22 protein-coding genes are annotated in these 26,260 nt (G+C 50.4%); 6 read left to right on the forward strand and 16 right to left on the reverse strand.

The features are described from left to right. Positions 1 to 2: 2 nt before the first annotated feature. From ACJAZW_RS02565 to ACJAZW_RS02590, 6 genes are all read right to left on the reverse strand, one after another. Positions 3 to 1,367, reverse strand: coding sequence for a glutamine synthetase family protein (locus ACJAZW_RS02565; protein WP_415155298.1), 1,365 nt, complete (start codon positions 1,365 to 1,367; stop codon positions 3 to 5). 54 nt (positions 1,368 to 1,421) lie between these two features. Then, a complete protein-coding gene (locus ACJAZW_RS02570) occupies positions 1,422 to 3,122 on the reverse strand; it encodes a Na/Pi cotransporter family protein (RefSeq protein WP_415155299.1) in 1,701 nt (566 codons plus the stop codon). Positions 3,123 to 3,248: 126 nt separating this feature from the next. Then, positions 3,249 to 4,280, reverse strand: coding sequence for a TRAP transporter substrate-binding protein (locus tag ACJAZW_RS02575; RefSeq protein WP_415155300.1), 1,032 nt, complete (start codon positions 4,278 to 4,280; stop codon positions 3,249 to 3,251). A gap of 59 nt (positions 4,281 to 4,339) precedes the next feature. Beyond that, the gene (locus ACJAZW_RS02580) at positions 4,340 to 5,662 is read right to left on the reverse strand and encodes a TRAP transporter large permease (RefSeq protein ID WP_415155301.1); all 1,323 of its coding nucleotides are present in this window, start codon (positions 5,660 to 5,662) and stop codon (positions 4,340 to 4,342) included. Further along, a complete protein-coding gene (locus ACJAZW_RS02585; protein ID WP_415155302.1) occupies positions 5,663 to 6,169 on the reverse strand; it encodes a TRAP transporter small permease subunit in 507 nt (168 codons plus the stop codon). It abuts the gene before it with no gap. Further along, entirely contained in the window at positions 6,169 to 6,963 is a 795-nt protein-coding gene (locus ACJAZW_RS02590) for an N-formylglutamate amidohydrolase (RefSeq protein ID WP_415155304.1), read from the reverse strand. The genes ACJAZW_RS02585 and ACJAZW_RS02590 overlap by 1 nt, the downstream gene beginning before the upstream one ends. Positions 6,964 to 7,084: 121 nt before the next feature. On the opposite strand from ACJAZW_RS02590, the gene ACJAZW_RS02595 reads away from it, so the two are divergent. The 3 genes from ACJAZW_RS02595 to hpt all read left to right on the forward strand — a co-directional run bounded on the left by ACJAZW_RS02595 (position 7,085) and on the right by hpt (position 9,859). Further along, positions 7,085 to 7,957 carry a MurR/RpiR family transcriptional regulator gene (locus ACJAZW_RS02595; protein ID WP_415155305.1) on the forward strand — a complete coding sequence of 291 codons (873 nt, stop codon included), beginning with the start codon at positions 7,085 to 7,087 and terminating at the stop codon, positions 7,955 to 7,957. 52 nt (positions 7,958 to 8,009) lie between these two features. Beyond that, positions 8,010 to 9,230 (forward strand): TIGR03862 family flavoprotein, encoded by a 1,221-nt coding sequence (locus ACJAZW_RS02600; protein ID WP_415155306.1) that lies wholly within the window; start codon positions 8,010 to 8,012, stop codon positions 9,228 to 9,230. 83 nt (positions 9,231 to 9,313) lie between these two features. Continuing rightward, positions 9,314 to 9,859: a hypoxanthine phosphoribosyltransferase gene (gene hpt, locus ACJAZW_RS02605; protein ID WP_415155307.1), complete on the forward strand. Its 546-nt coding sequence runs from the start codon at positions 9,314 to 9,316 to the stop codon at positions 9,857 to 9,859. Positions 9,860 to 9,863: 4 nt separating this feature from the next. Here hpt and ACJAZW_RS02610 read toward each other — a convergent pair whose 3' ends face one another. The 10 genes from ACJAZW_RS02610 to ACJAZW_RS02655 form a co-directional block, all read right to left on the reverse strand. Beyond that, positions 9,864 to 11,573: a glycoside hydrolase family 9 protein gene (locus ACJAZW_RS02610; RefSeq protein ID WP_415155308.1), complete on the reverse strand. Its 1,710-nt coding sequence runs from the start codon at positions 11,571 to 11,573 to the stop codon at positions 9,864 to 9,866. Positions 11,574 to 11,583: 10 nt separating this feature from the next. Further along, positions 11,584 to 12,600 (reverse strand): ABC transporter ATP-binding protein, encoded by a 1,017-nt coding sequence (locus ACJAZW_RS02615; RefSeq protein WP_415155309.1) that lies wholly within the window; start codon positions 12,598 to 12,600, stop codon positions 11,584 to 11,586. Then, complete coding sequence (locus ACJAZW_RS02620; RefSeq protein WP_415155310.1) at positions 12,579 to 13,553, reverse strand: ABC transporter ATP-binding protein; 975 nt, start codon at positions 13,551 to 13,553, stop codon at positions 12,579 to 12,581. The genes ACJAZW_RS02615 and ACJAZW_RS02620 overlap by 22 nt, the downstream gene beginning before the upstream one ends. After that, positions 13,543 to 14,433, reverse strand: a complete 891-nt coding sequence (locus tag ACJAZW_RS02625) for an ABC transporter permease (protein WP_415155351.1) — start codon at positions 14,431 to 14,433, stop codon at positions 13,543 to 13,545. The genes ACJAZW_RS02620 and ACJAZW_RS02625 overlap by 11 nt, the downstream gene beginning before the upstream one ends. Positions 14,434 to 14,553: 120 nt before the next feature. Further along, complete coding sequence (locus ACJAZW_RS02630) at positions 14,554 to 15,537, reverse strand: ABC transporter permease (protein WP_415155311.1); 984 nt, start codon at positions 15,535 to 15,537, stop codon at positions 14,554 to 14,556. A gap of 63 nt (positions 15,538 to 15,600) precedes the next feature. Continuing rightward, positions 15,601 to 17,271 carry an ABC transporter substrate-binding protein gene (locus ACJAZW_RS02635; protein WP_415155312.1) on the reverse strand — a complete coding sequence of 557 codons (1,671 nt, stop codon included), beginning with the start codon at positions 17,269 to 17,271 and terminating at the stop codon, positions 15,601 to 15,603. Positions 17,272 to 17,428: 157 nt separating this feature from the next. Beyond that, positions 17,429 to 18,436 carry a LacI family DNA-binding transcriptional regulator gene (locus ACJAZW_RS02640; protein WP_415155313.1) on the reverse strand — a complete coding sequence of 336 codons (1,008 nt, stop codon included), beginning with the start codon at positions 18,434 to 18,436 and terminating at the stop codon, positions 17,429 to 17,431. A gap of 103 nt (positions 18,437 to 18,539) precedes the next feature. Then, the gene (locus ACJAZW_RS02645) at positions 18,540 to 21,758 is read right to left on the reverse strand and encodes a reductive dehalogenase (protein ID WP_415155314.1); all 3,219 of its coding nucleotides are present in this window, start codon (positions 21,756 to 21,758) and stop codon (positions 18,540 to 18,542) included. Positions 21,759 to 21,772: 14 nt separating this feature from the next. After that, on the reverse strand, positions 21,773 to 22,843 hold the full coding sequence (locus ACJAZW_RS02650) for a threonine aldolase family protein (protein ID WP_415155315.1): 1,071 nt from the start codon (positions 22,841 to 22,843) through the stop codon (positions 21,773 to 21,775). 23 nt (positions 22,844 to 22,866) lie between these two features. Further along, positions 22,867 to 23,316, reverse strand: coding sequence for a MarR family winged helix-turn-helix transcriptional regulator (locus ACJAZW_RS02655; protein ID WP_415155316.1), 450 nt, complete (start codon positions 23,314 to 23,316; stop codon positions 22,867 to 22,869). Positions 23,317 to 23,430: 114 nt separating this feature from the next. Here ACJAZW_RS02655 and ACJAZW_RS02660 point away from each other — a divergent pair, with 114 nt between their 5' ends. Genes ACJAZW_RS02660 through ACJAZW_RS02670 form a run of 3 tightly spaced genes read left to right on the forward strand, consistent with a single transcriptional unit; the run spans position 23,431 to position 26,248 of the window. After that, on the forward strand, positions 23,431 to 24,447 hold the full coding sequence (locus ACJAZW_RS02660; RefSeq protein ID WP_415155317.1) for a TRAP transporter substrate-binding protein: 1,017 nt from the start codon (positions 23,431 to 23,433) through the stop codon (positions 24,445 to 24,447). Between the two features lie 2 nt (positions 24,448 to 24,449). Then, positions 24,450 to 24,944: a TRAP transporter small permease gene (locus tag ACJAZW_RS02665; RefSeq protein WP_415155318.1), complete on the forward strand. Its 495-nt coding sequence runs from the start codon at positions 24,450 to 24,452 to the stop codon at positions 24,942 to 24,944. After that, positions 24,941 to 26,248: a TRAP transporter large permease gene (locus tag ACJAZW_RS02670; RefSeq protein WP_415155319.1), complete on the forward strand. Its 1,308-nt coding sequence runs from the start codon at positions 24,941 to 24,943 to the stop codon at positions 26,246 to 26,248. Before ACJAZW_RS02665 ends, ACJAZW_RS02670 begins: the two co-directional genes overlap by 4 nt. The last annotated feature ends 12 nt before the right edge of the window (positions 26,249 to 26,260 follow it).

Here is a 26,260-nt window from a genome sequence, read left to right on the forward strand (position 1 = left end):
TTTTATGCTCTTTCAAATCCCCGGGCGATTTCATAATCGGTCACAACCCGGTCAAATTCTTCTTGTTCCCACTCGGCCGCATGCACATAGTGGTCGACAACTTTGTCGCCAAACGCTTCGCGCAATAGATTAGATCCGCGCAGCGTTACCGCAGCGTCACGCAAAGTTTGTGGAATTTGACGGGCATCTTTGTCGGCATAAATGTCCCCCGTGGTGGGCGGCGCCAGCTCCATCTTTTCTTCCATGCCTTTGATGCCTGCGGCCAATTGTACGGCCAGCGCCAGATATGGATTAAGGTCAGACCCACCAATTCGGCATTCCACCCGCACCGCTTTGGTGCCATCCCCACAAAGCCTAAATCCAGCCGTGCGATTGTCCACCGACCAAACGGTTTTGGTGGGCGCAAACGTGCCTTTTTGGAAGCGCTTATAACTGTTGATATAGGGCGCTAAAAAGTAGGTATAGTCCGGCGCATAATGGATCAGACCGGCCATATAATGGCGCATCAAATCGGTCATCCCCAGCTCGGCTTTGGGGTCAAAAAATACGTTTTTGCCGTCTTGCCACAAAGACTGATGCACGTGCGAAGAGCTACCAACGCGATCCTTATGCCATTTGGGCAAAAACGTCGCCGCACGGCCCTGCTGCCAAGCAATTTCTTTGGTCGCATGTTTGGCAATCGTGTGGTTATCCGCACAATCCAACGCACCCGCATAGCGGATGTTTAATTCTTCTTGACCCGCTTCTGCTTCCCCTTTGGAGTTCTCAATCGGGATACCCGCCGCATAGAGGTGGTTGCGCAACGGGCGCATCACGTCCTCTTCCTTGGTGGTTTGCAAAATATTGTAATCTTCGTTGTAGCCGCTGATTGGCTCCAAATCACGAAAGCCAGATTTGCGCACCGCATCAAAGCTCTTTTCAAACAAAAAGAACTCCAATTCCGTTGCCATCATCGCGGTTAAACCCATCGCCGCCAAACGCGCGATTTGCTTTTTCAGCATGGCGCGCGGCGAATGCGGGATTTCTTCATAAGTATGATGATCCAACACATCACACATCACCATCACCGTGCCTTCAAGCCACGGCACGGGCCGCAACGTTGAAAGGTCTGGCTTCATCACATAGTCGCCATAGCCAGACTGCCAGCTGGTTGACGCATAACCCTCAACCGTGTGCATTTCTAAATCTGTTGCCAGCAGATAATTGCAGCAATGGGTTTCTTCCCAAGCACTGTCGACAAAGTGCTGCGCATGAAAACGCTTCCCCATCAGACGACCCTGCATGTCAGGAAAGGTCACCAAAACGGTGTCAATTTGGCCTGATTTCGTCAGGTCTTTCAATTCGTCCAATGTCAGATTACCTGGCATGAATCTTCCTCTCAGATAAAAAGTGGGCCTGGTTTGATCAGCTTCTTCGTGCCATCAACCAAATGCAGGACCCTGGCTTTCACTTTCATGTTCTTCAACATTTTCCACAAGACGTGTTTCAAGCAATTGACCATTACGATACAAGATTGGATAGGCAATTGATGAAATTCGTGAGTTCAAATCTTTGAGCGCCCGCAACGTCTCAAGATGAATATCACTCGTGTCAAAACTCCGGGTACTGCCCTCTCGCAATCGCTTGAGGTGCCATTTTCGGCTATTTCGTTCCGCCGCAGCGACGCTAGATTTCTCTGCCATAAGAAGGCGAGCACTTTCAATATCTTCAGACACAACAACATTAAATGCCAATGCCATGTTCGCCAGAACACGATCATGAAGCGCGATCAATTCCTGTTGTCCTTCGGGCGAAAACTCTAACCTTTGTCGCCGTTTTGCCGAGGCTAGAACCATTAGGTTCTTCGAAACAACATCGCCCGCTGCTTCCAAATTGATCGCATATTCGCCCAAGTCCCGCACACGGCGCACAAGATCTTTAGACATGTTCTCCTGCGGCATATCGGCGACATATCGACGAATGCCATCCAGCGCCTTGTTCACATCATGATCCATCGCCCGCACGGCTTTAATGGCAGTTTTGTCACCATTTTCGTATAAGTCCATGATCGGCATACTCATGGCCAACACGGTTTCACTCATGCGAAGGGTTTCGCGGGTCAAACTGGCAATCGCTAATGCAGGCTTATTCAAAACAGTAAGATCAAGCGCTGAAGGTGCTTTCAGCTGCCCCTCAGTGTCCATAGCGTTATTGTCGGGAAGCGCCGTGGCCATCAAATTGCCCAGAGGCTTTAGAAGCGGCAAAGACAGAATGAAAACCGTTAGATTGAATAAGACGTGCGTAAGAACCAAAACCTGTCCGTCCGGCAGCCCACGCATCCATGAAAGAACCGGAATATAGGTGACGAACAATAATGCCAAAACTGAACCTGTGCCGCGAAGCAACAGGTTTGCATAAGGCAAACGGCGCGCAACAGGCGACATGCCGCGCGAAAGCCAGATCAGCAGAACAGAAGAGCCAAGATTTGCCCCAAGCACGACGGCGAGTCCAACTTGAGTTGAAAGAATGCCGATCGACACAAATGTTACGCACATTAAAATCGCAGCAACACTTGAATGCATGGCAAACGCAATAACCGCGCCAACAATAAAGGCAACAATGAAATCACGCTCCAAATAGAATGAGACTGCCGGTAAAAACGAACTTTCGCGGATCGGATCAACTGACGCACTAATGAGGCGAAGCGCCAACAATATCAGAGCAATACCGAGCAAAACACGCCCAGCTTGTCGCACAGAGCGCGTTTCAGTTTTCAGGAATAAATAACCACCAACTGTCAGTAAAACTGGAATTAGCCAATCGGGCCGGATACTCAACAACTGAATGACCAGGGCCGAGCCAATATCTGCGCCCAAAACTACGGCTAGGCCGCCAGAAAATGAGATTAGCGCTGAAGCCAAAAAACCAGCAGTCAAAAGCGATGCAGCCGTAGCGCTTTGCAAAACCAGCGCAAGCATCACGCCAACCAAACCCATTCGAATATGGCTATTGCTGTGGGTGGTGATGATGCGCTTAAAATTCTGTCCAATAGAACGCTCGATGCCGGTTTGAACCATGCGAACAGCGAACAGCAGCAACATCGTCGCGCCGGACAGGTTAAGTAGAAAAATCAGAACGGCCATTTCCTGCTCCTGTCAGTTGGCGGTTGAATTTGCGATGCAAAGGAACTTAAAACTCACATGCGCCCCAAAAACCGGGGGCGCATGGATTTATCGTTTGCACACCATCATCTGATGGTGTGCACTTGTTTAGCTGTATCGGTACGGGCGGCCAGCTTTTTGCATGTCCGCATTGTACTTTTTGAAGATGTTTACAACTTCAGCTTTGGTGTCAGATTCTGCAGCGATCTCATCCCAGAATTTATGAGCAGCATCTTCTACTGTTGCCCATTCTGCATCTGGAATTGTTGTCAGTTCCATCTTAGAACCATTAACCCGCAATGAAGCTTCTCCACCCCAGTACCACCACTGACGATAGTAATGAGAGCTGTCCATAGCGAACTGAAGCAATTCTTTAAGATGTTCTGGAAGCTCGTTGTAGCGATCCATATTGGCAAAGAACGAACCAGCCCACGCACCGGAGATATTGTTGGTGAGGAAGTAGTTGGTCACATCAGCCCAGCCCACAGTATAGTCTTCTGTGATGCCTGACCAAGCGATACCGTCGAGTTCGCCAGTTTGAACTGCAACCTCAATATCTTCCCAAGGCAATGTTACAGGAACAACGCCGAATTGGGTCAAGAAACGACCCGCAGTTGGGAAGGTAAAGATGCGTTTACCTTTAAGATCTGCAAGGCTGCGAATTGGATCTTTGGTTGCAAAGTGGCATGGGTCCCATGCGCCAGCTGACAAATGTTTGACGCCAACTTTTGAATACTCTCTGTCCCAAATCTCATTCAAACCATATTGGTTGAACAACACTGGCACGTCGAGCGAGTAGCGGCTGGCAAACGGAAAGTAGCCGCCAAAAACCGTAACTTCGGTCGGTGATGCCATTGAATCATCATCTGACTGCACAGCATCAATTGTGCCCTTTTGCATCGCCCGGAACAATTCGCCAGTTGGCACCAACTGATCGGCATAGAACAGTTCGATTTCCATTTCATCGCCAGCAATTTTGTTAAAGCTGTCAATGGCCGGTTTAATCACATGTTCGCCCAAAGCCGAACCTGCATATGTTTGCATCCGCCAGCGGATTTTTGATTGGGCAAGTGCCGGTGTGGCGAGTGCCGCAGCCGGTGCAAGCGCTGCCCCGGTTAAAAACTTACGTCTAGTGGTCATTTCCTTCTCCTTGTCTAAGCTTTGTTGTGTGCCCAATTGGCTTGGGTCTGGTTTTGAGATTATTTTCCGTAGACTGTGTTGGGAAGCCAGAGCGCAATCTGAGGGAATAGAATGATCAATGTTAGCGCCAAGAGCATCACCAGAACGAATGGCAGAATAGAGCCGTAAATATCTTTCAAGGTGATTTCTGGTGGTGCCATCGCACGCATCAAAAATAGGTTATAGCCAAATGGCGGGGTCATATAGGCGATCTGTGTGGTGATCGTATAAAGCACCCCGTACCAAATCAGATCAAATCCAAGCGCCCCAACCAAAGGCACATAAAGCGGAGCGACAATCACCAACATGGCGGTATCATCCAAAAATGTACCCATGAGCAAAAACGAAAGCTGCATCAAAATTAGGATCAGCCACGGGTTCAACCCCAACTGCTCGGTAAACAAATTATCGATGGCACGCACCGCACCCAGCCCATCAAACACCGCACCAAATCCAAGGGCGGCCAAGATAATCCACATAAACATACATGAGATCAAAAGTGTCTGACGAACCGAAATTTCAAACACTTTGCGGTTCATGCGGCCTTTTAGAATAGCGGCGACAAAGGCTGTCATTGCACCAATGGCCGAGCTTTCAACAAGCGAAGTCCAGCCATTGATGAACGGCACCATCATCGCAGCAAAAATAGTCAGCGGCAAAAGTCCAGCGCCAAGCAGACGGATTTTTTCGCCCATCGGCACGTTGCGCTCTTCTTTGGGCAGCACCGGCCCGAGTTCAGGCTGAATTCTGCACCGGATATAGATGTATAGGATAAACAACGCCGCCATCATGAGCCCCGGGAAAACCCCCGCCAACCACAGCTGGCCCACAGGTTGGCGCGCAATCATTGCGTAAAGCACCAGCACCACAGAAGGGGGCACTAATATCCCCAGCGACGAGCCTGCTTGGATGACGCCTGTGACCATACGCTTGTCGTAACCACGACGCAGCAATTCTGGCAGCGCGATGGTTGCGCCAATTGCCATGCCAGCCACCGACAAACCATTCATAGCTGACACGAGCACCATCAGCCCGATGGTGCCGATGGCCAAGCCACCATGCACAGGCCCCATCCACACATGGAACATCTTATAAAGATCGTCGGCGATCTTGCTTTCCGACAGGATATAACCCATGAAAATGAACATTGGCAGCGTCAAAAGCGGATACCATTTCATCAGCTTCATAGCGGACGAAAACGGAATGTCAGACCCGCCAGTTCCCCACAGGAAAATAGCAGCAACAGCAGCCACAGCACCGATGGCACCAAACACACGCTGTCCGGTAAACAACATCAGCATCATCGAGGCAAACATAAAGATAGCGATCAATTCATAAGACATTTACAGGTCCACCCCTTTGAGTGTGGCAATGTCTTTGAACAATTCAGAGATCGATTGCAGGAGCATCATGAAGATGCCGAAAAACATGACGACTTTTATGGGCCACAGATAGGGCCGCCAAGCCGTTGGGCTGCGTTCCCCATATTGAAATGAGTAACTGGTGCTGTCGTAGGCGCCATACAGCATCACCCCAAGATAGAAGATCAAGAACAGCACGGTTATCGCATCAATTTGTGCTTTTTTTCGAGCTGACCAGTCGCCATAGAACAGATCCATGCGCACGTGCGCACCTTGCTGCATCGAGTAAGGCCCGCCCAAAATGTAATAGGCAACCATTGCAAATTGCGCCAATTCCAGCGTCCAGAGCGAGGGCAGAAGAAATGTCTTTGAGATCGAAGACCATAACAGGATCGCCACCATCACAAAGATAAAATACATCATGATCCGGCCCATCCGATAATTGACCGCATCCACTGTTCGAACAAATTTTCCTGCAAATGAAAGCACTAGTTCCCCTCCGCGCCGCTGGTTGCACCAAGCATGGTAAGCGATCGAGTGAGCAACTCACAAAGCAGTTGCGCAATCTTGCACTGCTGATCCGCAGTGGCGACCAAGTCATTGCGCACCTCAATCATAACGTTGAGCAACCCGTTCGCAATGCCATGCTCTTTCAGCGTATATGTGACACCGTCTTCAGGTCCATAGGGGCTGTTGCGTTCAATCTTCATCGGTGAAAGATGTGGTGCTAGCGCCAGCATTGCGTCAGCCAATTTGCGATCTACGTCATGCAAAATACCGATATCAGTGTCGCGAATTTCACCCTGATAAACCGGCGTGAAGCTATGGATGGTCACAACGATGCGCGGCATTTTGCTCCATTTGATGGTTTTTTCAACCATTTCTGCAAACGGGGCAAAACACAAATCAACGCGGTTTTGATAGTCAAGTGGTGATAGATTTTGGTTGCCAGGCACGTCAAAAATTTCACTGCGCACAGGTACGGCATCGACGGCTTGCGGTGGGCGATTGCAATCATAAACCAGCCGCGAAACGCAACCAACAATTGCCTGCGCATCAAGCATTTCACTTAGATGCTGCGTCACACCAAGCGCACCAGGGTCCCACGCGATATGGCTTTTTTTAACGTCTTCGTTCAGCCCAAGAGAGCCAAACTCATCTGGAATAAAGTTTGAGGCATGCTCACAAATCAACAGAACAGACGAGGCACCGCTTTGGTTGAGCAACTCAACAGCGGCGAACTTTTCGCTCTGCATTTTTGACTGTTCTGTAGAAATATTCACAACCTCTCCCGTTTTGTACATATTTCTTCAGAATGGACCGACCTGTCAATATGATTTTTGAAACTTTTTCTTCATATTTGTTCAAATTGTTGGTAAACCGAGATAAAGTGGAGACCAGACATTGTCCGAAAACGCCAGCACCGTTGCGGAATTGCTGCAAAGCAATTTTGACAACCTCACACGCGCCGAGCGACAATTGTCGCACTCGATCATGGAAAATTACCCTGTGTCTGGGCTCGGCTCGATCACAGCTGTAGCCCATGCTGCAAGTGTGTCGACACCAACTGTGGCCCGCATGGTGCAAAAAATCGGCTTTAAGGGTTTCCCTGATTTCCAAGCAGCATTGCGCAAGGAAGTTGAGGCAACAATTTCAGGCCCGATTGCCAAGCATGACACTTGGGCGGAGCATGCGCCAGACGGCCATATCGTCAACCAATTCACTGATGCTGTAATCGACAATATCCGCAGATCACTTGGCCTATTGGACATCAACACATTTGAACAATCATGTGAATTGATGGCCGACACCAACCGCTCACTGTTTGTCGTGGGCGGCCGCATAACGCGCGCTTTGGCCGACTATTTCTTTTTGCACATGCAGGTGTTGCGCAAGGATGTAACTCACATCCAGTCCATCTCAAACGCATGGCCGCATTATCTTTTGGACATCAAGAAAGATGACGTCATCGTTATTTTTGACGTCCGTAGATATGAAAACTCGACCCTTAAGCTCGCTGAAATGGCAGCTGAAGCCGGTGCCAAAATCATTCTGTTTACTGACCAATGGTTGTCGCCAATCAGCAAACTCGCCGACCATACGTTCAGTCTGAAAATCGTCGTGCCGTCGGCTTGGGATAGTTCGGTGACCACCATGTTGTTGGTCGAAACCATCATCGCTGATGTGCAACAACGCACGTGGCCCGAAACCCGTCAGCGCATGGAAGAGCTTGAAGTGATGTTTGACCGCACAAGGTTCTTTAGGAAATTCACTTAAAGGCCGCAACCAATAATTGCTCATGCTCCCGATCTATGGCACCACCTAACCTATGACCACAAAGCAAATTGCTATCATCGGCGGCGGACCAGCAGGACTTGCTGCGGCAGAGGCCCTGATGGGGCGCGGATATGCCATCACGATTTATGAGGCGATGCCAACCCCAGCGCGCAAATTATTATGGGCCGGGAAGTCTGGGCTCAACATTACGCATGCCGAAAAATTTGAAACCTTTAGAACGCGGTTTGGCAGCGCATCTGATCGCTTGTCAAAAGCGCTGTTAGACTTCCCACCAGCAGCCATTCAAACCTGGTCGGCGACGTTAGGCGTTGAAACATTTGTCGGCACGTCGGGGCGCATCTTCCCCAAAGCCATGAAGGCATCGCCTCTGCTTCGGGCGTGGCTCGCCAAGCTTGAGAATGCCGGCGTCCAACTGAAAACCCGACACAATTGGCGCGGGTTTGATGGCGAAAAACTAAAATTTGAAACGCCTAACGGCTCGCTCATCATCAAGCCAGATGCGGTGATTTTGGCATTGGGTGGTGCGTCTTACAAACGGCTTGGTGCCAACGCACAATGGGTGCCGTGGCTGAAAGAACAACACATTAGCGTGACACCTTTGCGCCCGGCCAATTGCGGTTTCGAGGTGGACTGGTCTACTCACTTTGTCAAAAAACACGCAGGCGACCCGATAAAAACCGTGGTCGGCTCAGTCCATGATGCGGCCATAAAAGGCGAATTTGTTTTCACATCTTTCGGCATTGAAGGCAGCTTGATTTACACCCATTCAGCAGCGCTCCGGGACCAACTGGAAACAGACAGCTTTGCCACCCTCAACCTCGACCTTTTGCCCGACAAAACCATTGACCAGCTGACAAGTTCGCTTGAGCGACAGAACCCGAAACAAAGCCTGTCTAATCGTTTGCGCAAGGGGGCAAAACTTACAGGCGTCAAAGCAGCACTTGTGCGGGAGCTTCATCCAGAAGCAGGAAAAGCCACGCCACAAGTCCTGGCACAGACCATAAAATCCCTGCAAATCCCACTGGTCGGCACGCGACCAATTGACGAAGCGATTTCCGTTGCCGGTGGCATTGCATGGGATGACATTGACAGCAATTTTATGCTGAGAAAATTGCCTTCAGTTTTCGTCGCCGGGGAAATGATTGACTGGGAAGCGCCCACCGGGGGGTATCTTATAACCGCATGTCTTGCCACGGGTCGGGCTGCTGGGCTGGGCGCCCACAATTGGCTCACCCAAACGAACGATCTGTGAGCAACTGTCAGTTTGCGACAAAACAGCCCTCGTGGCATCCGTATTTTTACTGTTAAGTTTCCCCTTCAGGCTGGAGAGTAAGCATGGACCATTCAAATTACGTTATCGACCAAATGATTTCGGCCAAATCCATCGCTGCACGCGTGGAAGATTTGGCGGTTGAAATTTCTGAAAAGTTTGCAGACACGGACAAATTGATTGTTGTCGGTTTGCTGCGTGGCTCGTTCGTATTTATTTCTGACCTTGTGCGCGAATTGGAATTGCCTGTCGAGGTCGATTTCCTTGAAGCTTCTTCGTATGGCGACAGCACACATTCGTCACGCGAGGTGCGAATTTTAAAGGATTTGCGCGGCGAAATTGGCGGGCGCGACGTGCTGGTGGTCGAAGACATTGTGGACACCGGTTATACGCTCACCCATGTGACGAACCTTTTGAAATCTCGCAATCCCAAACGCCTTGAAGTTTGTGCGTTGCTCGACAAGCCATCCCGTCGTGAAGTTGATATCAAAGCCACTTGGACTGGCTTTGAAATTCCGGATGAATTTGTGGTCGGCTATGGCATCGACTACGCGCAGCGCAACCGCAACCTGCCCTATATTGGCAAGGTGCGTTTTTTGCCTGAAAATTAAAATGTCACGCCGTTATCGCTAATAAAAACCAAGCCGCGTGCGGCAACCATTGCTCGCCCCAGCGCCATGATTGGTAAGGGTCTTCCGTCTCACAGAACGCAATATCATTCTCGTGTGCCATGCCCGATGTGATGCCATTACAAATGCCCCCATCAACATTGGGAAACTTTGCAATCTCATATTGTGCCACGTTGCGGCCCACGCCCTGCATCATGCATGAATGATAGGGGTTGGCCCCCAATATCCAATCCAGCATGCGCTGCGCCTGCTGTTCGGCCTTTTCAGCGAGTTCTGCTTCAAGGTATGGCTCAACACGTCGCAAACCATATGCTAGGCTTGCCAGGCGCGCGTTTTCACCCTGCCACCAATACCCACTTTCATTCACATGCGGATAGAAGAACTGAGATTTGATCTCGCCATCAATCGAGTTGGCCAATTGTCGCGGATAAGCAAAAGGGTTATTTACCTCATTCGTTATGTTCAATATGTGGGTGACCGCCTTTTCCAGAACGCCCACGATATCGCGCGCCTCGTTTTCGTCAGCAATCGATAGATATTCCACCAAACCCATCAGCGGCATACCCTCATCTGCCGCATGCGAGAACGGCCTATTGCCATCATCGTCCGCTCGGAACCAACCGTCATATCCATGACCACTTTGCAACCTTTCAAGCAACCGCACGGCGCGATATTGCGCACGATTGTGATAAGCAAGATCGTGCGTTGCCTTGAACAACTCAATGGCTGCAAGCAATGCGCAATAGTCGTCGATGATGTTTTCTTCACCATCATCCAAATAGTCGACATTGTGGATTTCAAGATGCTCAAACGCGCGCTTTGCCGTGTTCAAGTATTTTGCGGCACCGAATTCACCACAAAAATCTAGCCGCGCGGCGAGCGCCAATGCAGCAATCGCCATGCCCCCACCTTGCCGGTATCCAGCCTGCCAATCATCTGACTTGTGACCCAATTGCGTCGCGTACGCACAAATTTCTCGCTGGTTGATGTCCCCGGTCCATTTGTCAAACACGGTCATATAAAAGGCACCAGTCACGTCACACATGCGCACCAAAAAATCTGCGCCATATGCAGCTTCGTTGGCCAAGCCGCTAGCAACATCTTTTGACAAACCCACATTCTGGCTTGCTCTTGCAAGCGACCAAACAACCAGTGGCGTTTGCTGTGGGTTCATATAGTTGGCGTATGACAAATGGCTCAGATACTTACTCACATCACCTGACGCATCATACCAACCGCCATGAACATCGGCTCGGCTGTTCTTCTTATTGCCCACAAATGGAACCGATTTGTCCGCCTCATCATATTGGTCAGCGCATCTTTGACTTTTGAAGTAGCTCAACACCAGCGGCACCAATTCAGGGGTGAACAGGCAATCTTGAATGCCAAATTGCTCCGACAACAGTTCCGATCCATCAGCCCGCTTGGCGCGCAAATAGTAGCGCCCTTCATCCTGAACGCTCGTGAAATCAACTTGTTGAAAGCTTAACCCGTCCCAACCGTCCACTGTGCACACAGACCCTAATTGCACCGCATCCGTTGGCGTCAAGCCGCCGACTTGCCAAATCTCACATTTATCAAACGCCGCCTGATCGCCCAAAGAAATCACAGCGTGCTTAGCGCTGGCGGCTTCATATCCAACATGATTGATCGCAATGCCAATACCGTCCCGCAAAGCGGGGAATAACTCATTCATAATTGACCTATCAAACATGGTGGCAGCGCACAAAATGCCCGGTTTGGGCGGATTGCGGCTCTGGCATTTCGTGGCTGCAAATAGACGTAGCCCGCGGACAACGGGCAGCAAACGGGCAGCCGATTTTGTCCGATGTCCACAATGGGATATCTGCGGCTTTGCGCTCTGTAGAAACAGCGACACGACGGTCTGGATTGGGAACTGAATCGATCAACAGCTTGGTGTATGGGTGCTGCGGGCGGGACGTAATGTGCTCGCTGGGCCCCTGTTCCACCAAATGCCCCGCATATAGTACAGCAGTGTCCTCAGCAAAATACCGCGCCGTGGCAATGTCATGCGTGATAAACAGGGTTGCTAGATTTTTCTGAAGTTTTTGCTCTTCCAATAAGTTCAAAATGCCCAACCGAACCGAAACATCAAGCATTGAGGTTGGTTCATCCGCCAGCAATACCTTTGGTTGCACAGACAGGGCGCGCGCAATCGCCACCCGTTGGCGCTGCCCGCCGGACAATTCGTGCGGACGCCGCCGCACAAAATCTTTTGCGGGTGTTAGGCCAACTTGTTCGAGCAATTCAACGATATGATTTTGAACGTCGGCCCCTTTCAGCTCGCGCCGATGGAGCTTTATTGGGCGCTCCAAAATATACCCAACCGTGTGGGTTTGGTTGAGCGAACCAAATGGGTCTTGAAAGATCATTTGCACGTCTTCGCGGAAATGCGCCAGTTCGGATTTGCGCAAGGTCGATATATCTTGGCCGCCAAATTCGACTTTGCCTGAACTGGGCTGATAAATGCGCGACAAGACTCGCGCAATTGTGCTCTTGCCGGAACCTGATTCACCAACCAGCGCCAATGAGCGCCCCGCATGCAGCTCGAACGAAACCCCAGAAAGTGCGCGCAGCACTTTGGGCTTAAACATGTTACCGCCGATAGCAAAATCTAACGTCGCATCAACCAGTTTCAGCAAGCTGTCAGGTATCTTTGCCACAGGCTGAGCAGTTGTCATCATAGTTGAAGAAGATGGCATGCGGCCCTACTTTCCTGTTTTGGATAGTCGATCAGGTGGGGCGACTGGTTTTTGCAAACCGCAATTGCTTTGCTGCATCTTGGTGAGAACCGACAGCCCAATGGAATTTCCGAAAGCCGGGGCGGTGAGCCTTCAATGCCCTCAAGCCTCACTCTTGGCCCCGTTAGCGGCGGAAATGATTGCCCTAGCGCTTCGGTATAGGGGTGAAGTGGATTTTCAAAAATCGTGGCTGAAGGCCCCACTTCAACAAGTTCACCCGAATACATGATGCCAATCCGATCACAAAACTCAATCATCAAGCCAAGATCGTGCGTGATGAACAGCACGGAAAACCCGAGCTGCTCTTGCAACGCTCTTATCTGCTCGATGATGTCCCGTTGCACAACCACATCAAGGGCCGTCGTGGGCTCATCCATGATGATCAGTTTGGGCTCAAGACAAAGCGCAATCGCAATACAAATCCGTTGCCGCATCCCGCCCGAGAATTGATGCGGGAAATCTTCAAGCCGATCGGGATGTATGCCCACCAGTTCAAACATTTCCGCAGCACGTTCTCGGGCGACCTGCAGGGAGCAACTCTTGTGGGTTTGAATGACGTCTGTCAGCTGCTCGCTGACCCGAATGACCGGGTTGAGCGCGTTCATCGCGCTTTGAAAGACAAAACTAACTTCGCCCCATCTATATTGGCGCAGCCGATCCCCATCAAAATTCAGGACTTCTTCGCCGTTAAAAGAAACTGACCCACCGCTCACCAACCCCGGCAATCTGGTCAGCCGCGCTAGCCCGAATGCAACGGTTGACTTGCCGCACCCACTTTCACCAGCAAGACCAAATATTTCGCCGCGCTTAATGTTAAAACTAATGCCATTTACGGCACGCAAGACTTCATTGTCGCCAACATAGTCGATGGCTAAGTTTCGCACTTCCATCAAAGCGCTTGGATCAAAAAACATCGGTGGACCTCCCCCGTTTTGCCAAGAATTTTCTGATCGCTGGAATGTGCCTGCCTGCCCTGAGCTGTGGGCTGGTGATTTCGTCGACCGCAAAATTGACGAGAACAAGTGCCGCGCCCGTCACCATGATGGCGATACATTCGGGCCAAACTTCCCACCACGCGCCGGTTTGAAGTGCGGAGTTTTTCTGCGCCCAAAAAAGCATCGTCCCCCATGTCACCGAACTAGGATCCCCTAGCCCAATAAACTCCAACCCAGCCTCCGCGAGAATGGCGTAAATCGTTGCCAGCACAAACCCGCCAACCACGAAGCTGAGCATGTTGGGGAACAGTTCCATAATGATGATGCGCCATTTCTTTTCGCCCAACAATTCAGCGGCCAAAATGAACTCTTTGGTTCTGAGCGAAAGCGTCACGGTGCGAATGGTGCGGGCGCTCCACCCCCAACCTGTGAGCGCCAAGACCAGGCCTATGACAGGCGGACTGGCTTCTTCAATAAAGGCAGCAATAACGATGATCAGCGGCAAGGCGGGCAAGACAAGGACCACATTGACGAAGAAACTGAGGATTTCGTCGACTTTGCCGCCAAAGTAACCAGACGCAATGCCAACAAACAAACCAATGACTGTCGCCACTATGCCCGCGATAAAGCCCACGGCTAAGCTGGTTCGCCCGCCATAAAGCAGTTGCGTCCACACATCTTTGCCCACCCGGGTGGTGCCCAAAACATGTTCTGCATTTGGCGAAACGTGCGGACCACCCGCCCTGCGGTTTGGATTATACTCAGACAAGGCTGGCGCGAACACAGCACTCAGAATAAGCACCAGCAGCAAAATGACACCCGCAAGCCCCTTTTTGTTGGTGATTAAGCCGCCCAGCATGGGTGGCAATTTACGTAGCCAATTTTGCTGCGGTTTTAACCCGAGTTCACGCGCCACCTCTTCAGGCGTTGGCGCAATATTGGGCATATGAGTTTGACCGTTCATTTGGTTTCCTCCCCGTCAAACGCGGCTATGCGAGCGCAAACGCGGATCAAAAATGACATTCAAAATGTCTGAAAAAAGATTGGCGACCAGCACGCTGGCCGTTAACAACAACATCTGTGCTTGAACAAATGAATAGTCGCGCGACTGGATCGCCGTCAGCGTGAACTTGCCGAGCCCGGGATAGTTGAACACCACCTCCGTGATCAAGGCTCCACCGAGCACAAATCCAATCGAAAGGGCGAGCGACGTAATTTGCGGCAAAATCGCGTTGCGTGCCACATAGCGATACTGGACGCGGCTGGCGCTCAAGCCCTTGGCTTTTGCGAGCACCACAAAGTCTTCGTTCAATAAATTGATCATCGTGTTGCGCATACCAAGGTGCCACGACCCAAAGGTCACAATGACAATGGAGAGCACCGGCAGCACAGCATGGTGGGCGACGCTCAAAATGAACGCCCAATCCCAACCCGGCTGAACGCTTAACGAATGTGCGCGCCCCAGCGGAAACCATTCGAGTTGAAACGAGAACGCATAAAACAAGATCAATGCCACAATTGCTGGGGTAAACGCGTTCAACATCACATTGACTGGTGTGAAAACACTGTCGAAAAATCCGCCGCGATGTGACGCCGCATAGATGCCCATAACAATGCCAATGACGAAGGATATCGCTGTGGCCATGCCGACGAGCAGCAATGTCCAAACAGCGGAATAGTACAGCAGGGCAGAAGTTGGCTCAGGGAAATTGATCGTTGAAATGCCAAAGTCAAACTGCGCCAGCTTGCCCAGATAGGCCACATACTGATCCCAAAGTGATCCATCGAACCCATAAGATTTACGGATGGCGTCCATTTGTTCAGGCCGTAACTTGCCGCGCAATGACGCAAATATCCGAGTTGTCGGATCACCCGGCATCCACCGGGGAATGAAGAAGTTGAGCGTGATGGCAACAAAAAACGCTGCGCAATAAAACGCCAATCGCCTGAGCAAAAACTGCATAGTAAACCCCTGTCAAATGGGTGGGCACCTATTGCGCGCCCACCCAGATTGCTACTTAAAAGCTTAGTTTACTGGCTTCAAAGACAAAGCGTGGATAACACGCTCAGGGGTACCCTGATGCAGCATTGGCCGCACGTAAGGGTTGTCTTTTGATACCCAACCCTCAAATCGACGGGTTGAATATTGGTACCAGCTTGGGTTCGCAAACAGGGAAATCACTGGCAGATTTTGCGCCACCAATAATTCAACCTCTTGGATTTTGGCGCGCTGTACAGCCTCGTCCGACGTTGCAGCCACGACTTCTAATGCTTCTTCAATGGCTGGAATGCGCATTTGGTGCATCGCCGGTTCACGGATCTGTCCTGGAACCATAGAGCGTGGATTAAACATGCCCTTATATGTGCGCCAAGGTGTTGTGTAGCTCTCAACCCACATGATGAACACATCGTAATCGCCGGTTGGGATTGTATCGAACCATGAACCTTCTTCTGGCGTGTGCAGATTTGCATTCACGCCAATGTCTTGAAGGTTTTCAGACACTGTTTGCAGGGTATTGACCCAATCGGTCCAACCTGAAGGCACAGACATTTTGAAATCAATCGCGGTTCCATCTGGGTTGTCGCGCCAGCCGTCGCCATCTGCATCAACAAAACCAGCATCATCAAGCCGTTTTGCTGCCGCTTCTGGATTATATTCCATGAGATATTTGTAGGGCGCCAACTCTTCTTCATTGTACCAGCCAGCATAAAACTCACCCGTGCCAATTGGGTATTTGGATTCTGTGGTCAGCCCAAACGTTGAGATTTCCAAAATCGTTTGCCGATCAATCGCTTGGCTCATCGCTTTGCGGAATTCAAGATTGTTAAACGGCGCTTTTGTTGTATTCAGTTGCAAGTTGGTATTGCCAGCAGCAGGCAACCAATAATTGTTGTACTCGCTCTTCGGCGTGAAAGTAATTTCTGGATCAGTCATGCCATCGCCCGACCAATCCAAATCACCACGGCTCAAAGCGGCAATAACTTGCTCGTTGCCAGACAATTGTGGGTACAACAAACAATCAATCTTATTCTCCGCATCACCTCGGAAATATTGATTGCGGCACAGCTTATACGAAGATCGGCTAAAATCTGTCACCTCGGTCCAAGGGCCGGTCCCCACAACGCTTTTATTATCATAGTTGCGAGGATCTTCCACAGAACTCCAAATGTGCTCTGGAAGCGGATAAACCGTGCCAATTGTCAAATGTGCCAAGCTGTCAGCATGATCCAAGTTAAAGCGGACCGTCAAATCATCCAATGCTTCAACCGACACAATATTGCCGCTGTCATTAGCCGCATCGAAAATGTCATAGCCAATTGGAAATTCTGGGTTTGCCTTATCGTAGTTAAACGTAAACACCACATCGTCTGCCGTAAATGCTTCACCGTCCGACCATTTCACGCCTTCACGTAAATGGTAGGTCACGCTCATCAGGTCGTCAGCGACATCATAAGAAGTGGCAAGCGCCGGGAAAGGCTTCTCCGGGTGGAAAATGTTGTAAATCCACAATGGTTCATAGGCAAAGTCCTGCACATAAGCAGACGGCCCACCGTAATTGTAGGGATTAAAGTTTTGCACATGCGCGTCCGTGTGCCGTGGCAACATACGCAGCAATGTTTCTTCGGCTAGAGCCGCGCCGCCTATCGACGTGCCACACATAGCAATAACGGCCAATCTTATAGCCAGTTTATTCATGATTTCCTCCTCGCTATATGATATGGGATCGTTCCCACATCACGCAACATCTCGCCCTCACGAGAGTATTGCAATTGCGACTTTATGGGAACGATCCCATAGGCGCAACTAGAAATTTGGATTTTTGGGATTTGGTCGCTGGGATCAGGAGAAACCGCTAACTTGATATGCGCGCGACGCTTTCCCGCTCAATCAATTCAGTCTTTAAAACCACATTTTGATCTGCAACAGGCATTTTCAACAAAAGCTGCAGCAACATTTCAACTGCAACTTGTCCCATCTTTACAATGGGTTGGCGATTTGTCGTTAGACTAGGGGTCAAATGTCGGGCATGGAAGTTATCGTCAAACCCGATTATCGAAACCTCATTCGGCACATTTATGTTGTTGTGTTTGAGCGCAAGCATGCACCCAGCGGCTATATCGTCGTCACCCGCAACAATTGCGGTAAACTTCCGGGTTGATTGCAGCAAATCCATTGTGGCGTCATAGCCAAATTGATCTGAAAACGCCCCGTGCCGCACAATAATATCGCTTAGTTGCAAACCAACTTCACCCAATGCCAGCGCTACACCGTCCAACCGATCACGCGCATCTCGAAAATCCAATGGCCCATTGAAATGGACGATTTCGCGATGCCCTTTATCAAGTAGCATTTTCATGGATTGATAGGCGCCAGCTTTATTATCAACCGAGACGCTGGCCTGCGCCACAACATATGGATCACTGCCAATCACCACCACAGGCAGCTTGGCTTTTTGCACCAGCTCGGCGACCGCATCGTCCATTGGATTTTCAAGGTAAAGGATAAGACCGTCACACGAGCGATCGACAAGTTCAATTATTGCCCGGCTTTCACTCTCTTGTTCCGCATAGCCACTGGTGACCAAAAGGCTTTTACCTGCTTCGCGGCAAGCAGATTGAACACCGCCAGCCAATTGCGCATAAAACGGGCTCGCCACATCAACCACAACCAAGCCGATAATATCTGATCTATTGGAACGCAGCCCACGTGCCATTTTGTTTGGGCGATAATTGAGCTCGTTTATCGCTGTTTCGATTGCTTTGCGCTTCTCATCCGAAACATATCCGTTATCCGCAATAAATCGCGACACCGTGGACTTGGAAACACCTGCCCGTGTTGACACGTCTTTGATCGTAACCATCTCACGCCATTCCCGACATTCAAACTCGTTGACTATCGCCAATAGCACGTCGCGTGGACAAACCTAACCCTTCAATGAAGAAATTTTGGGCACAGATACATGATTACAGATCCACTTCGATCTCACCATTTGCAGCCGCCGCGCGCGATTGGCAGAGAATTATCGAGGTCTCTTTTTGTTTCTTCGACAGCACAAAATCTCTATGTTCCACCTCACCCGACACCAAACCGCATTTGCACACGCCGCAAATGCCATCCGAACATTTCACATCCACATGGATGCCATTTTCGGCCAAAACATCGGTTGCGGTTTTGTCCGCAGGCACCTCAAAGCTTTTGCCTGATTTCACAAGTTTTAGCGTGAATGGATGGTTTTCATAATCCGGCAATTCAGGCACGTTGAAATATTCGATATGCCGCTCTTCTTCTGCAAAGCCTTGCCGCTCGGCCGCTTCCATCACCGATTGCATGTAGCGCTCGGGCCCGCATGTATAAACATGTGCGCCCACAACATATTCGCCAAGCTCCGCATCCAAGTCCGCACGACTGCCTTCGTCGCTAAAATGGAGATTGACACGATCTGCCCAGTCCGCTGCCGCCAAATCCGCTAGGTATCCTGCAGTGGAGCGAGATGAGCAGGAATAATGGACAACAAAATCTGCTCCAATTGCATGCAGCCGATGCGCCATTGCAATCATCGGCGTGATGCCAATGCCACCGCCCATCAAATAGGTTTTGTTGGCCGTCTCATCCAATGGAAAATGATTGATTGGTTTTGAAACAAAAATCTTGCGTCCAACTGTGAAAATTCGGTGGAGTAAAGCAGAACCGCCGCGACCCTCATCCTCTCGTAAAACGCCGATTTGATATTTGGAACGATCACTTGGATCACCCGACATAGAATATTGTCGCAAAAACTCTGGTGCGACCACAATGTCCAAATGCGCGCCCGCAGTCCATTCAGGCAAATCGTCGCCAATGATCGACGAGAACTCATATTTGGTAACGCCGTCGGTCATTTTCTCAGCTTTAGTAATTTCAACCCGAACAACTGGCGCATCACCTTCAATCTTATACTCGTGTGCCAAACCATCCGTTTCGCCCACTGCCAGTTTGGCTTGGTATTGCTTTGCGGTAATCATGGCTTGATAGGCTTCGATCCCCTTTTCGCGATCCATCGGGAACGGAAACGGCCAAGGGTGAGGCGCAAGATTGGCGGGATATACCGCCAAGGTTTGATCTTCAAATTTCAGATCGAGATCTTTTTGCAAGTCCCGTTTATTCACCTTATGGGCGGTGGGCCGGTAGCCACCATCGTCCTGAATTTCGAGGTCCCACCACCATTTTTTAATCTCATTGCGCTCACCATTGCCAACAAAATCGTCAAGCTTGGCCAAAGCGGGCGCAGCCTTTGGCACGTTCATTGCGACCCAGCGAAAAGGAGCCTCAGCAAATATGCCTTCTAAATTCCAAGGACAGGTTTTCATACAGCGCCCACACATCGCGCCCCCTTCGTTGGTGATCCGGTAGGTCGTGCATTTTTGGCTGTCAGACTTCCACGTCTCATAGCCATTAAACATCAATTTTGGCCCCGCAGTAATCGCCCCAGCCGGACATTCGCGCGCACATTTGTTGCAACTCTCGCAGAACTGCTGCAACCCAAACGAAATCGGTTTGTCATGCGCCATCGGCATGTCGGTCGTAACAACGCCTGACTTCAAGCGCGGCCCCAGAAACGGGTTAAGAATAACCTCGCCGATCCGGCTAACCTCACCAAGCCCGGACAACAGCAAAAGCGGCGGTTGCAACACCTCGCCATCCATCACAGAATGGGCTTTGGCTTTGTAACCAAGTCGACGAATTTGTTTGGCAACAATGCTGCCGAAAATCGAAAACCGCAGATAGGCTCGCATGGACTGCGAAACCGCAATCCAATCATCGCCCGATGCGCCTTCCATGGTTTCATAGCCCTGATCAATCACCATTGAAATCGCTTGATCATGCGGGGGGATTATTGGCTCGCCCGTCGCATCGTGGGAATACCACGTCCATTCTGGACAGCGAGACACCCCAACCGCGTCGACCCCCAAAAAGTATGACATCGCTTTGATATTTTCGGCATTGGTGTTCGGGTTTTTCGTAGCCGCAGTGGCCGTTGCCTCTTGGCCGCCATCCTGCAACAAAACAAATGCGCCAAGCCCGCGCCGCTGCGCCATCGACGGGGCTGTTTTGCGAACATAATGGCCGTTGCGCGACGCCTGCTGGTTTTTCTTTCCCATATCGCCGAACAATGAGCGCGCAAACATATCTGTCCGTTTGGGTACCCGCGGCACACGGTCTTCATCGATAAAGGTTGTCGGCTTGTCTTGGCGTTTTAACGTTTCAAACGGATGCATTCCATCAACAAACCGTCGATTTTTGTACGGATCAAGATTGGCGGCGCTTTTTGCGGTCCCTACCCCAAATTTCCAGGCAAACCCATGGGTTTTGGATTTCGGCTGCTCCGCAAATGGCACCAAAGGCAAATCATGCGCAAACTCAAACTCGGTGGTTACCGCCGCAATTGAAAACCGCGTACCAAGATATGGATTGTAGAGTTCTCCATTTTCAATCGTCGCTAAACCGGATGCAACTGCCAGTCGGTTGAGGTCCACATCAGATGTTGAATGGCCATGCGCCCGCGCTTCATAGCCTAACAAGCGCAAATACTGCGCCAAAATGACTGCCGTTTCCATGCTCCGCAATGCGGATCTGGCATGGCCCGCCCCCTTCAACCATACGCTTCCAGGTTCATCTTGACGGACTTCACGCGGTTGCTCGACCAAAAATACCAGCGCGTGTTTATGCCCCAACATCTCCTTGGGTGGCGCGTTCATTGCGTCACGCAAATCTGCCATGATGACGTCAACGCCAGAAGCTAAGGATTTGGTTTGGTTTGTTCTTAGTTTTTCTGCGAGCGCATCAATGTCGGGATTGCGAAACGGCTGAGCGAGCAACAGTTCCGGGCCAAATGAACAGGTTGCCGCCATCGAAACATCACAAAAATACCCGAACGCCTTCATGTGGTTTTGCCGCTCTCTCAGATCATTCGGCACTTCCGCTTTGGCCTTGTTGATCAGCCCGTCACGAATGGCGTCCAGCATGGCTTGCGCTTCGCTCATGGCATTGACAATGTTTTCTGGCGAATTCTCATCGACAAAATTCAACTGTTCACAAACAGGAACATTCGAAAAATCTGTTACACCAGAAGCAGCACGTTCAAGCCGTTCCAGTGGGAATGGACCTAAATGTACTGGACGATGTTTGTCGGAGAAATACTTCATACTCAAAGTTCCATTTACAGCGAAGCAGTGTTCGCACTCATTTCTTCGACAAGCCGAACAACGGCGTTTGCCGCAAAGATACAGTCTTTTTCATCAACCCCAAGGTGGCTAACCAGCCGTATAGTTCTGTTGTCCAAAGCATTCACCAAGACACCATGTTCTTTAAGGGCTGCCACCAAACTGAAAGCACTAATTGCCCATTCATTGAGCTTAAAAACCACAATGTTGGTGCACACTGAGCTCACGTCCAACTCGATATATTGACTTTCATTTACAAGCCTTGCCATTTGCCCTGCATGGGCATGATCTTCAAATAGCCGCGCGATATTGTTCTTCAACGCAAAGCGCCCGGCAGCGGCGTAATAGCCAGTTTGCCGCATCGCGCCGCCCAACATTCGTCTTTGCCGAATGGCGGACTGAATAAAATCAGCATTCCCCGCCAAAACGGAACCACCCGGCGCGCCAAGTCCTTTTGACATTGAGACCATCACAGCATCAAACGGCGCTGCCAACGCGGCAACACTTTGCCCGCCAAATATTGCAGCGTTCCACAAACGCGCACCATCAAGGTAACTGAAAACGCCAGCGCTTTTTGCCAAATCGCAAATTGCGATGAGCACCTCAAAATCAAAAACTCCACCTCCACACCGATTGTGCGTATTTTCAACTTGAACCATCGTTGTTGGCGGATATATGTGGTGATTACGCGGTTTGATGGCATCTTCAAAATCACTTGCCGCAAACCGACCAGCACTACCGATTTCGGTGAACTGCACACTAGCATTTGCTGCACCTGCGCCAGCCTCGTGCCAAACCGCGTGGCTTTGCGTCGAAACGATAACATCGTCGCCCGGGTTGGTGGCGACACGCAGCGCAATTTGATTGGCCATTGTTCCAGAGGGCACCCAAAGCGCGGACTCTTTGCCTAGCTCTTGGGCAATTTCTTCCTGCAACAAATTGGTTTCGCGATCATCCTGGTATTGGTCGTCGCCCACTTCAGCAGCCATCATCCCAGCCAACATATTGACGCAGGGCTTGGCGACAGCATCTGAGCGCAGATCAATTAAATTTTTGGCTTTTTTCACTCATCCCCCAAATCGATTCGCGACTAGAGACGCATCAGTTTCACGTCTTCTCCCTCTGTCAGAACATCTATGGCGCTCATCAAAACCCTATAGGTTTCAACATCCAATTTTTGGGCGAAATGATCGTTCAATGCACGCACCAAAATGTGGCAAGCTTTCATTTTTTCTTCGCCCAATTCTGTCAGCACAACCTCGGTAAAACGCTTGTCATCATAAATACCGCTGCGCTCCACAAACCCCCGCTCCTCCATGCTTTTTAGAAGCCTCGAGACCGCAGGTCGCGCAATGCAGATATAGTCCGCCAAGCCCGAGGGAGTATTCACATCTTCCATCCCAACGCCACGCAAAACGCACCACATGAGGCGCGTAACGCCGTGTACTGATAGCTGCTTTTCTAGCCGCGCCTCCATAATTCTTGCCAACCGCGTCACCTTAAAACCGACGCGATTATGTAACGTATATTCTTCCGCCAATGCATGCCTCCAAGAATTGAGCTGACAAGCATTATAACATATTCAAATAGACGGTTAACATGGATAACTATCTATGTTAAGTACATATCGTTATTTTTTTGAGGGGGGAGACCAATGAAAACAGTAAGAAACGTATTTGGCGCTGTAGCGTCGGCAACAATTCTGGCCGCAAGTGTGACATTTGGGGCGACAGCGGCCAACGCAGCCGAGCTAAAAATCGCGCACTTTATGCCAGCCATGCATCCAATGGACCAAGGCGTAATGTCGCCACTGGCCGAGGAAATCAATGCCGCCACTGGCGGTGAATTGACCATGCGCATTTACCCGTCTGGTGAATTGGGAAAGGGACCAGTTCAACAGTATAAGCGGGTCGTAACCGGCGTTGCCGACATCGTGTTCGGCATTCCAGATTACACGCCGCAGCAATTCGCAAAAACCGGCATGGTGCATATTCCGGGCCTATTCGCCAATGGCACCGAGGCCACCAACGCATTGTGGGACAATATCGGCCTTATCGAAGATGAGTACGCGCAAACCAAACTGCTTGGCCTTTGGGCAAATAACCCATCTGTTTTGATCACCAGCAATAAAGCCGTGCGCACGCTGGCCGACATGCAAGGCATGAAAATTCGCACACCAAACCCTGTGATGGCTGAGCTGGTCAAAGCCTGGGGCGGCGTTCCAGTATCCATGCCAACAACCGAAACATATAACGCGATGAATACAGGCGTTATAGATGCAGTCATGATTGGTCCATCAGGCATTCGATCATACAAACTCAACGAAACCGCAAAGTATGTCACAACAAATATCCCATCAGCTTTGGATAGTTTCTATCTCTTGATGAACAAATCTAGCTGGGACAACCTGAGTGACGACCACAAAGCAAAACTGGACGCCCTTACCGGACGTGCAATGAGCTTGCGTGGCGCAAAAGCTTTTTATGATGCAGGCCAGGCTGGCCTTCAACTGGCGAAAGACAGCGGCGTTGAAATGATTGAAATTGACGCAGCAGCAGACGCGGAATTCCGTGCACAAATGGAAGATACGCTGAACGCATTCATTGACAAAATCGGCTCCGAAAACGGCGTTGACGCCCACGCGATCGTTGCCGCGCTTGGCAGTAAATAAATATGTCAAAGCAAGACTTTGGCGCGTCAATCCAGAAAAGCTCTGGCTGGCGCAACTGGGTCGAGGTGCCGCTTGTCATAAGCGGCGCCTTGATCATTTTCGCCTTGATGGGACTGTCCGTTTCAGACGCATTACTTCGGTCGTTTTTCAACAAACCGGTTTTCGGGGCGAACGATTACGCCCAGATATTGCTGTCGTTCGCGGTAGCAGCAAGTTTCCCATTGTGCGTGATCGCGGGCAGATTGATTGCCATTGATACTTTGGTGCTGATGATGCCTAAACCCGTGCAATATTGGCTTGATTGGCTGGTAACAGCTCTCGGGGCAATCATGCTGGGTTACGTGGCTTGGCGCGCTTTTTTTAATGCGTTAGAGGCGGCAACGTTTGGCGAGGCAACCCTGCTTTTGCAGCTGCCCTATGGCCCTTCATATTATGCGGTAGCTGCAGGCTGTGGCGTATCCGCGGTCCTTGTTGTTTTAGAAAGAGTATTGCGATGAGCCCGGAACTCTATGGCGTCTTGGGCTTCGCCGCCCTATTCATATTTTTGGCGATAGGCACACCTGTTGCTGTTGCTTTGCTCATTGTTGGTTTTGTTGGCACGATTTTGCTGTCTGGATTTCAAGCCGCTGCATTCACCCTAAGTGGGCAGGCATTTGCAACCGTTACCGTTTATGAATTGACGATTATTCCGCTGTTCATTCTGATGGGAAACTTGGCTTCATCCGCTGGGTTGAGCCGCGATTTGTTCGAAGCCGCGCACAAGATCATTGGCCACTTCAAAGGCGGTCTAGCCGCCGCAACAATTGTCGGTTGCGCAGGATTTGCAGCTCTGTCCGGCTCTTCAATAGCCTCAGCAATCACGATGGGTAAAGTGGCATATCCAGAGATGCGGCGTTTCAATTATGGCGCACGTTTGGCCACCGGATCAATCGCTGCGGGCGGGACACTTGGCATTCTCATTCCACCATCCACTGGCTTTGTAATCTACGCCGTACTGACCGAGGAATCGATTGGACGCTTGTTTATGGCAGGCGTATTGCCGGGCATTTTGCTCACGACGATGTTTTTGGTCGCCATTTCGATTGTCACATTCTTTTGGCCCGAAGAGGGGCCACGCGGCCCCAAATTCAGCACCAGGGAAAAACTAACAAGCTTGGTGCGGGCAACCGGAATCGGCATCATCATATTCATCACTATCGGCGGCATTTATACGGGCTTTTTCACGCCTGTGGAGGCGGCTGGCGTAGGCGCGTTCTTCGCGTTGGTCATGCTGATCATCCGTGGCAAGTGCGACGCCAAAACGCTATACGATGTGAGTGCGGAAACGCTAAAAACCACAGGCATGGCCTTCTTCATCTTGGTCGGCGCAAATGTGTTCAGCCCGTTCGTTTCGCTATCGCACTTGCCTGAAACAATAGCCAATGGCATGACGGGTTTGGCGCTAGGCACCTACGGCACACTGGCCATTATTTTGCTTGGTTACGTGATTTTGGGCATGTTCATCGAAGGGCTTTCGCTGCTCGTCATAACGCTGCCAATTGTGTTTCCATTGGTCGTCGGCATGGGTTTTGACCCGATATGGCTCGGCGTCGTTATGGTTATCGTATTGGAAATGGGGCTTATTTCACCGCCCGTCGGGGTCAATGTCTTTATTGTAAAAAGCGTTGTCGCTGATGTAAAGATTGAGACAATTTTTGCCGGTATCATGCCCTTTTGGCTTGCAATGATCGTCACACTGGCACTGATCGTGATCTTCCCAGAAATCGCACTTTTACTGCCAAATGCGATGTTCAACAATTAGCCATAAAATGAA

The sequence above is a fragment of the Maritalea sp. genome (assembly GCF_047634455.1).
Classification (GTDB): Bacteria; Pseudomonadota; Alphaproteobacteria; order Rhizobiales; family Devosiaceae; genus Maritalea.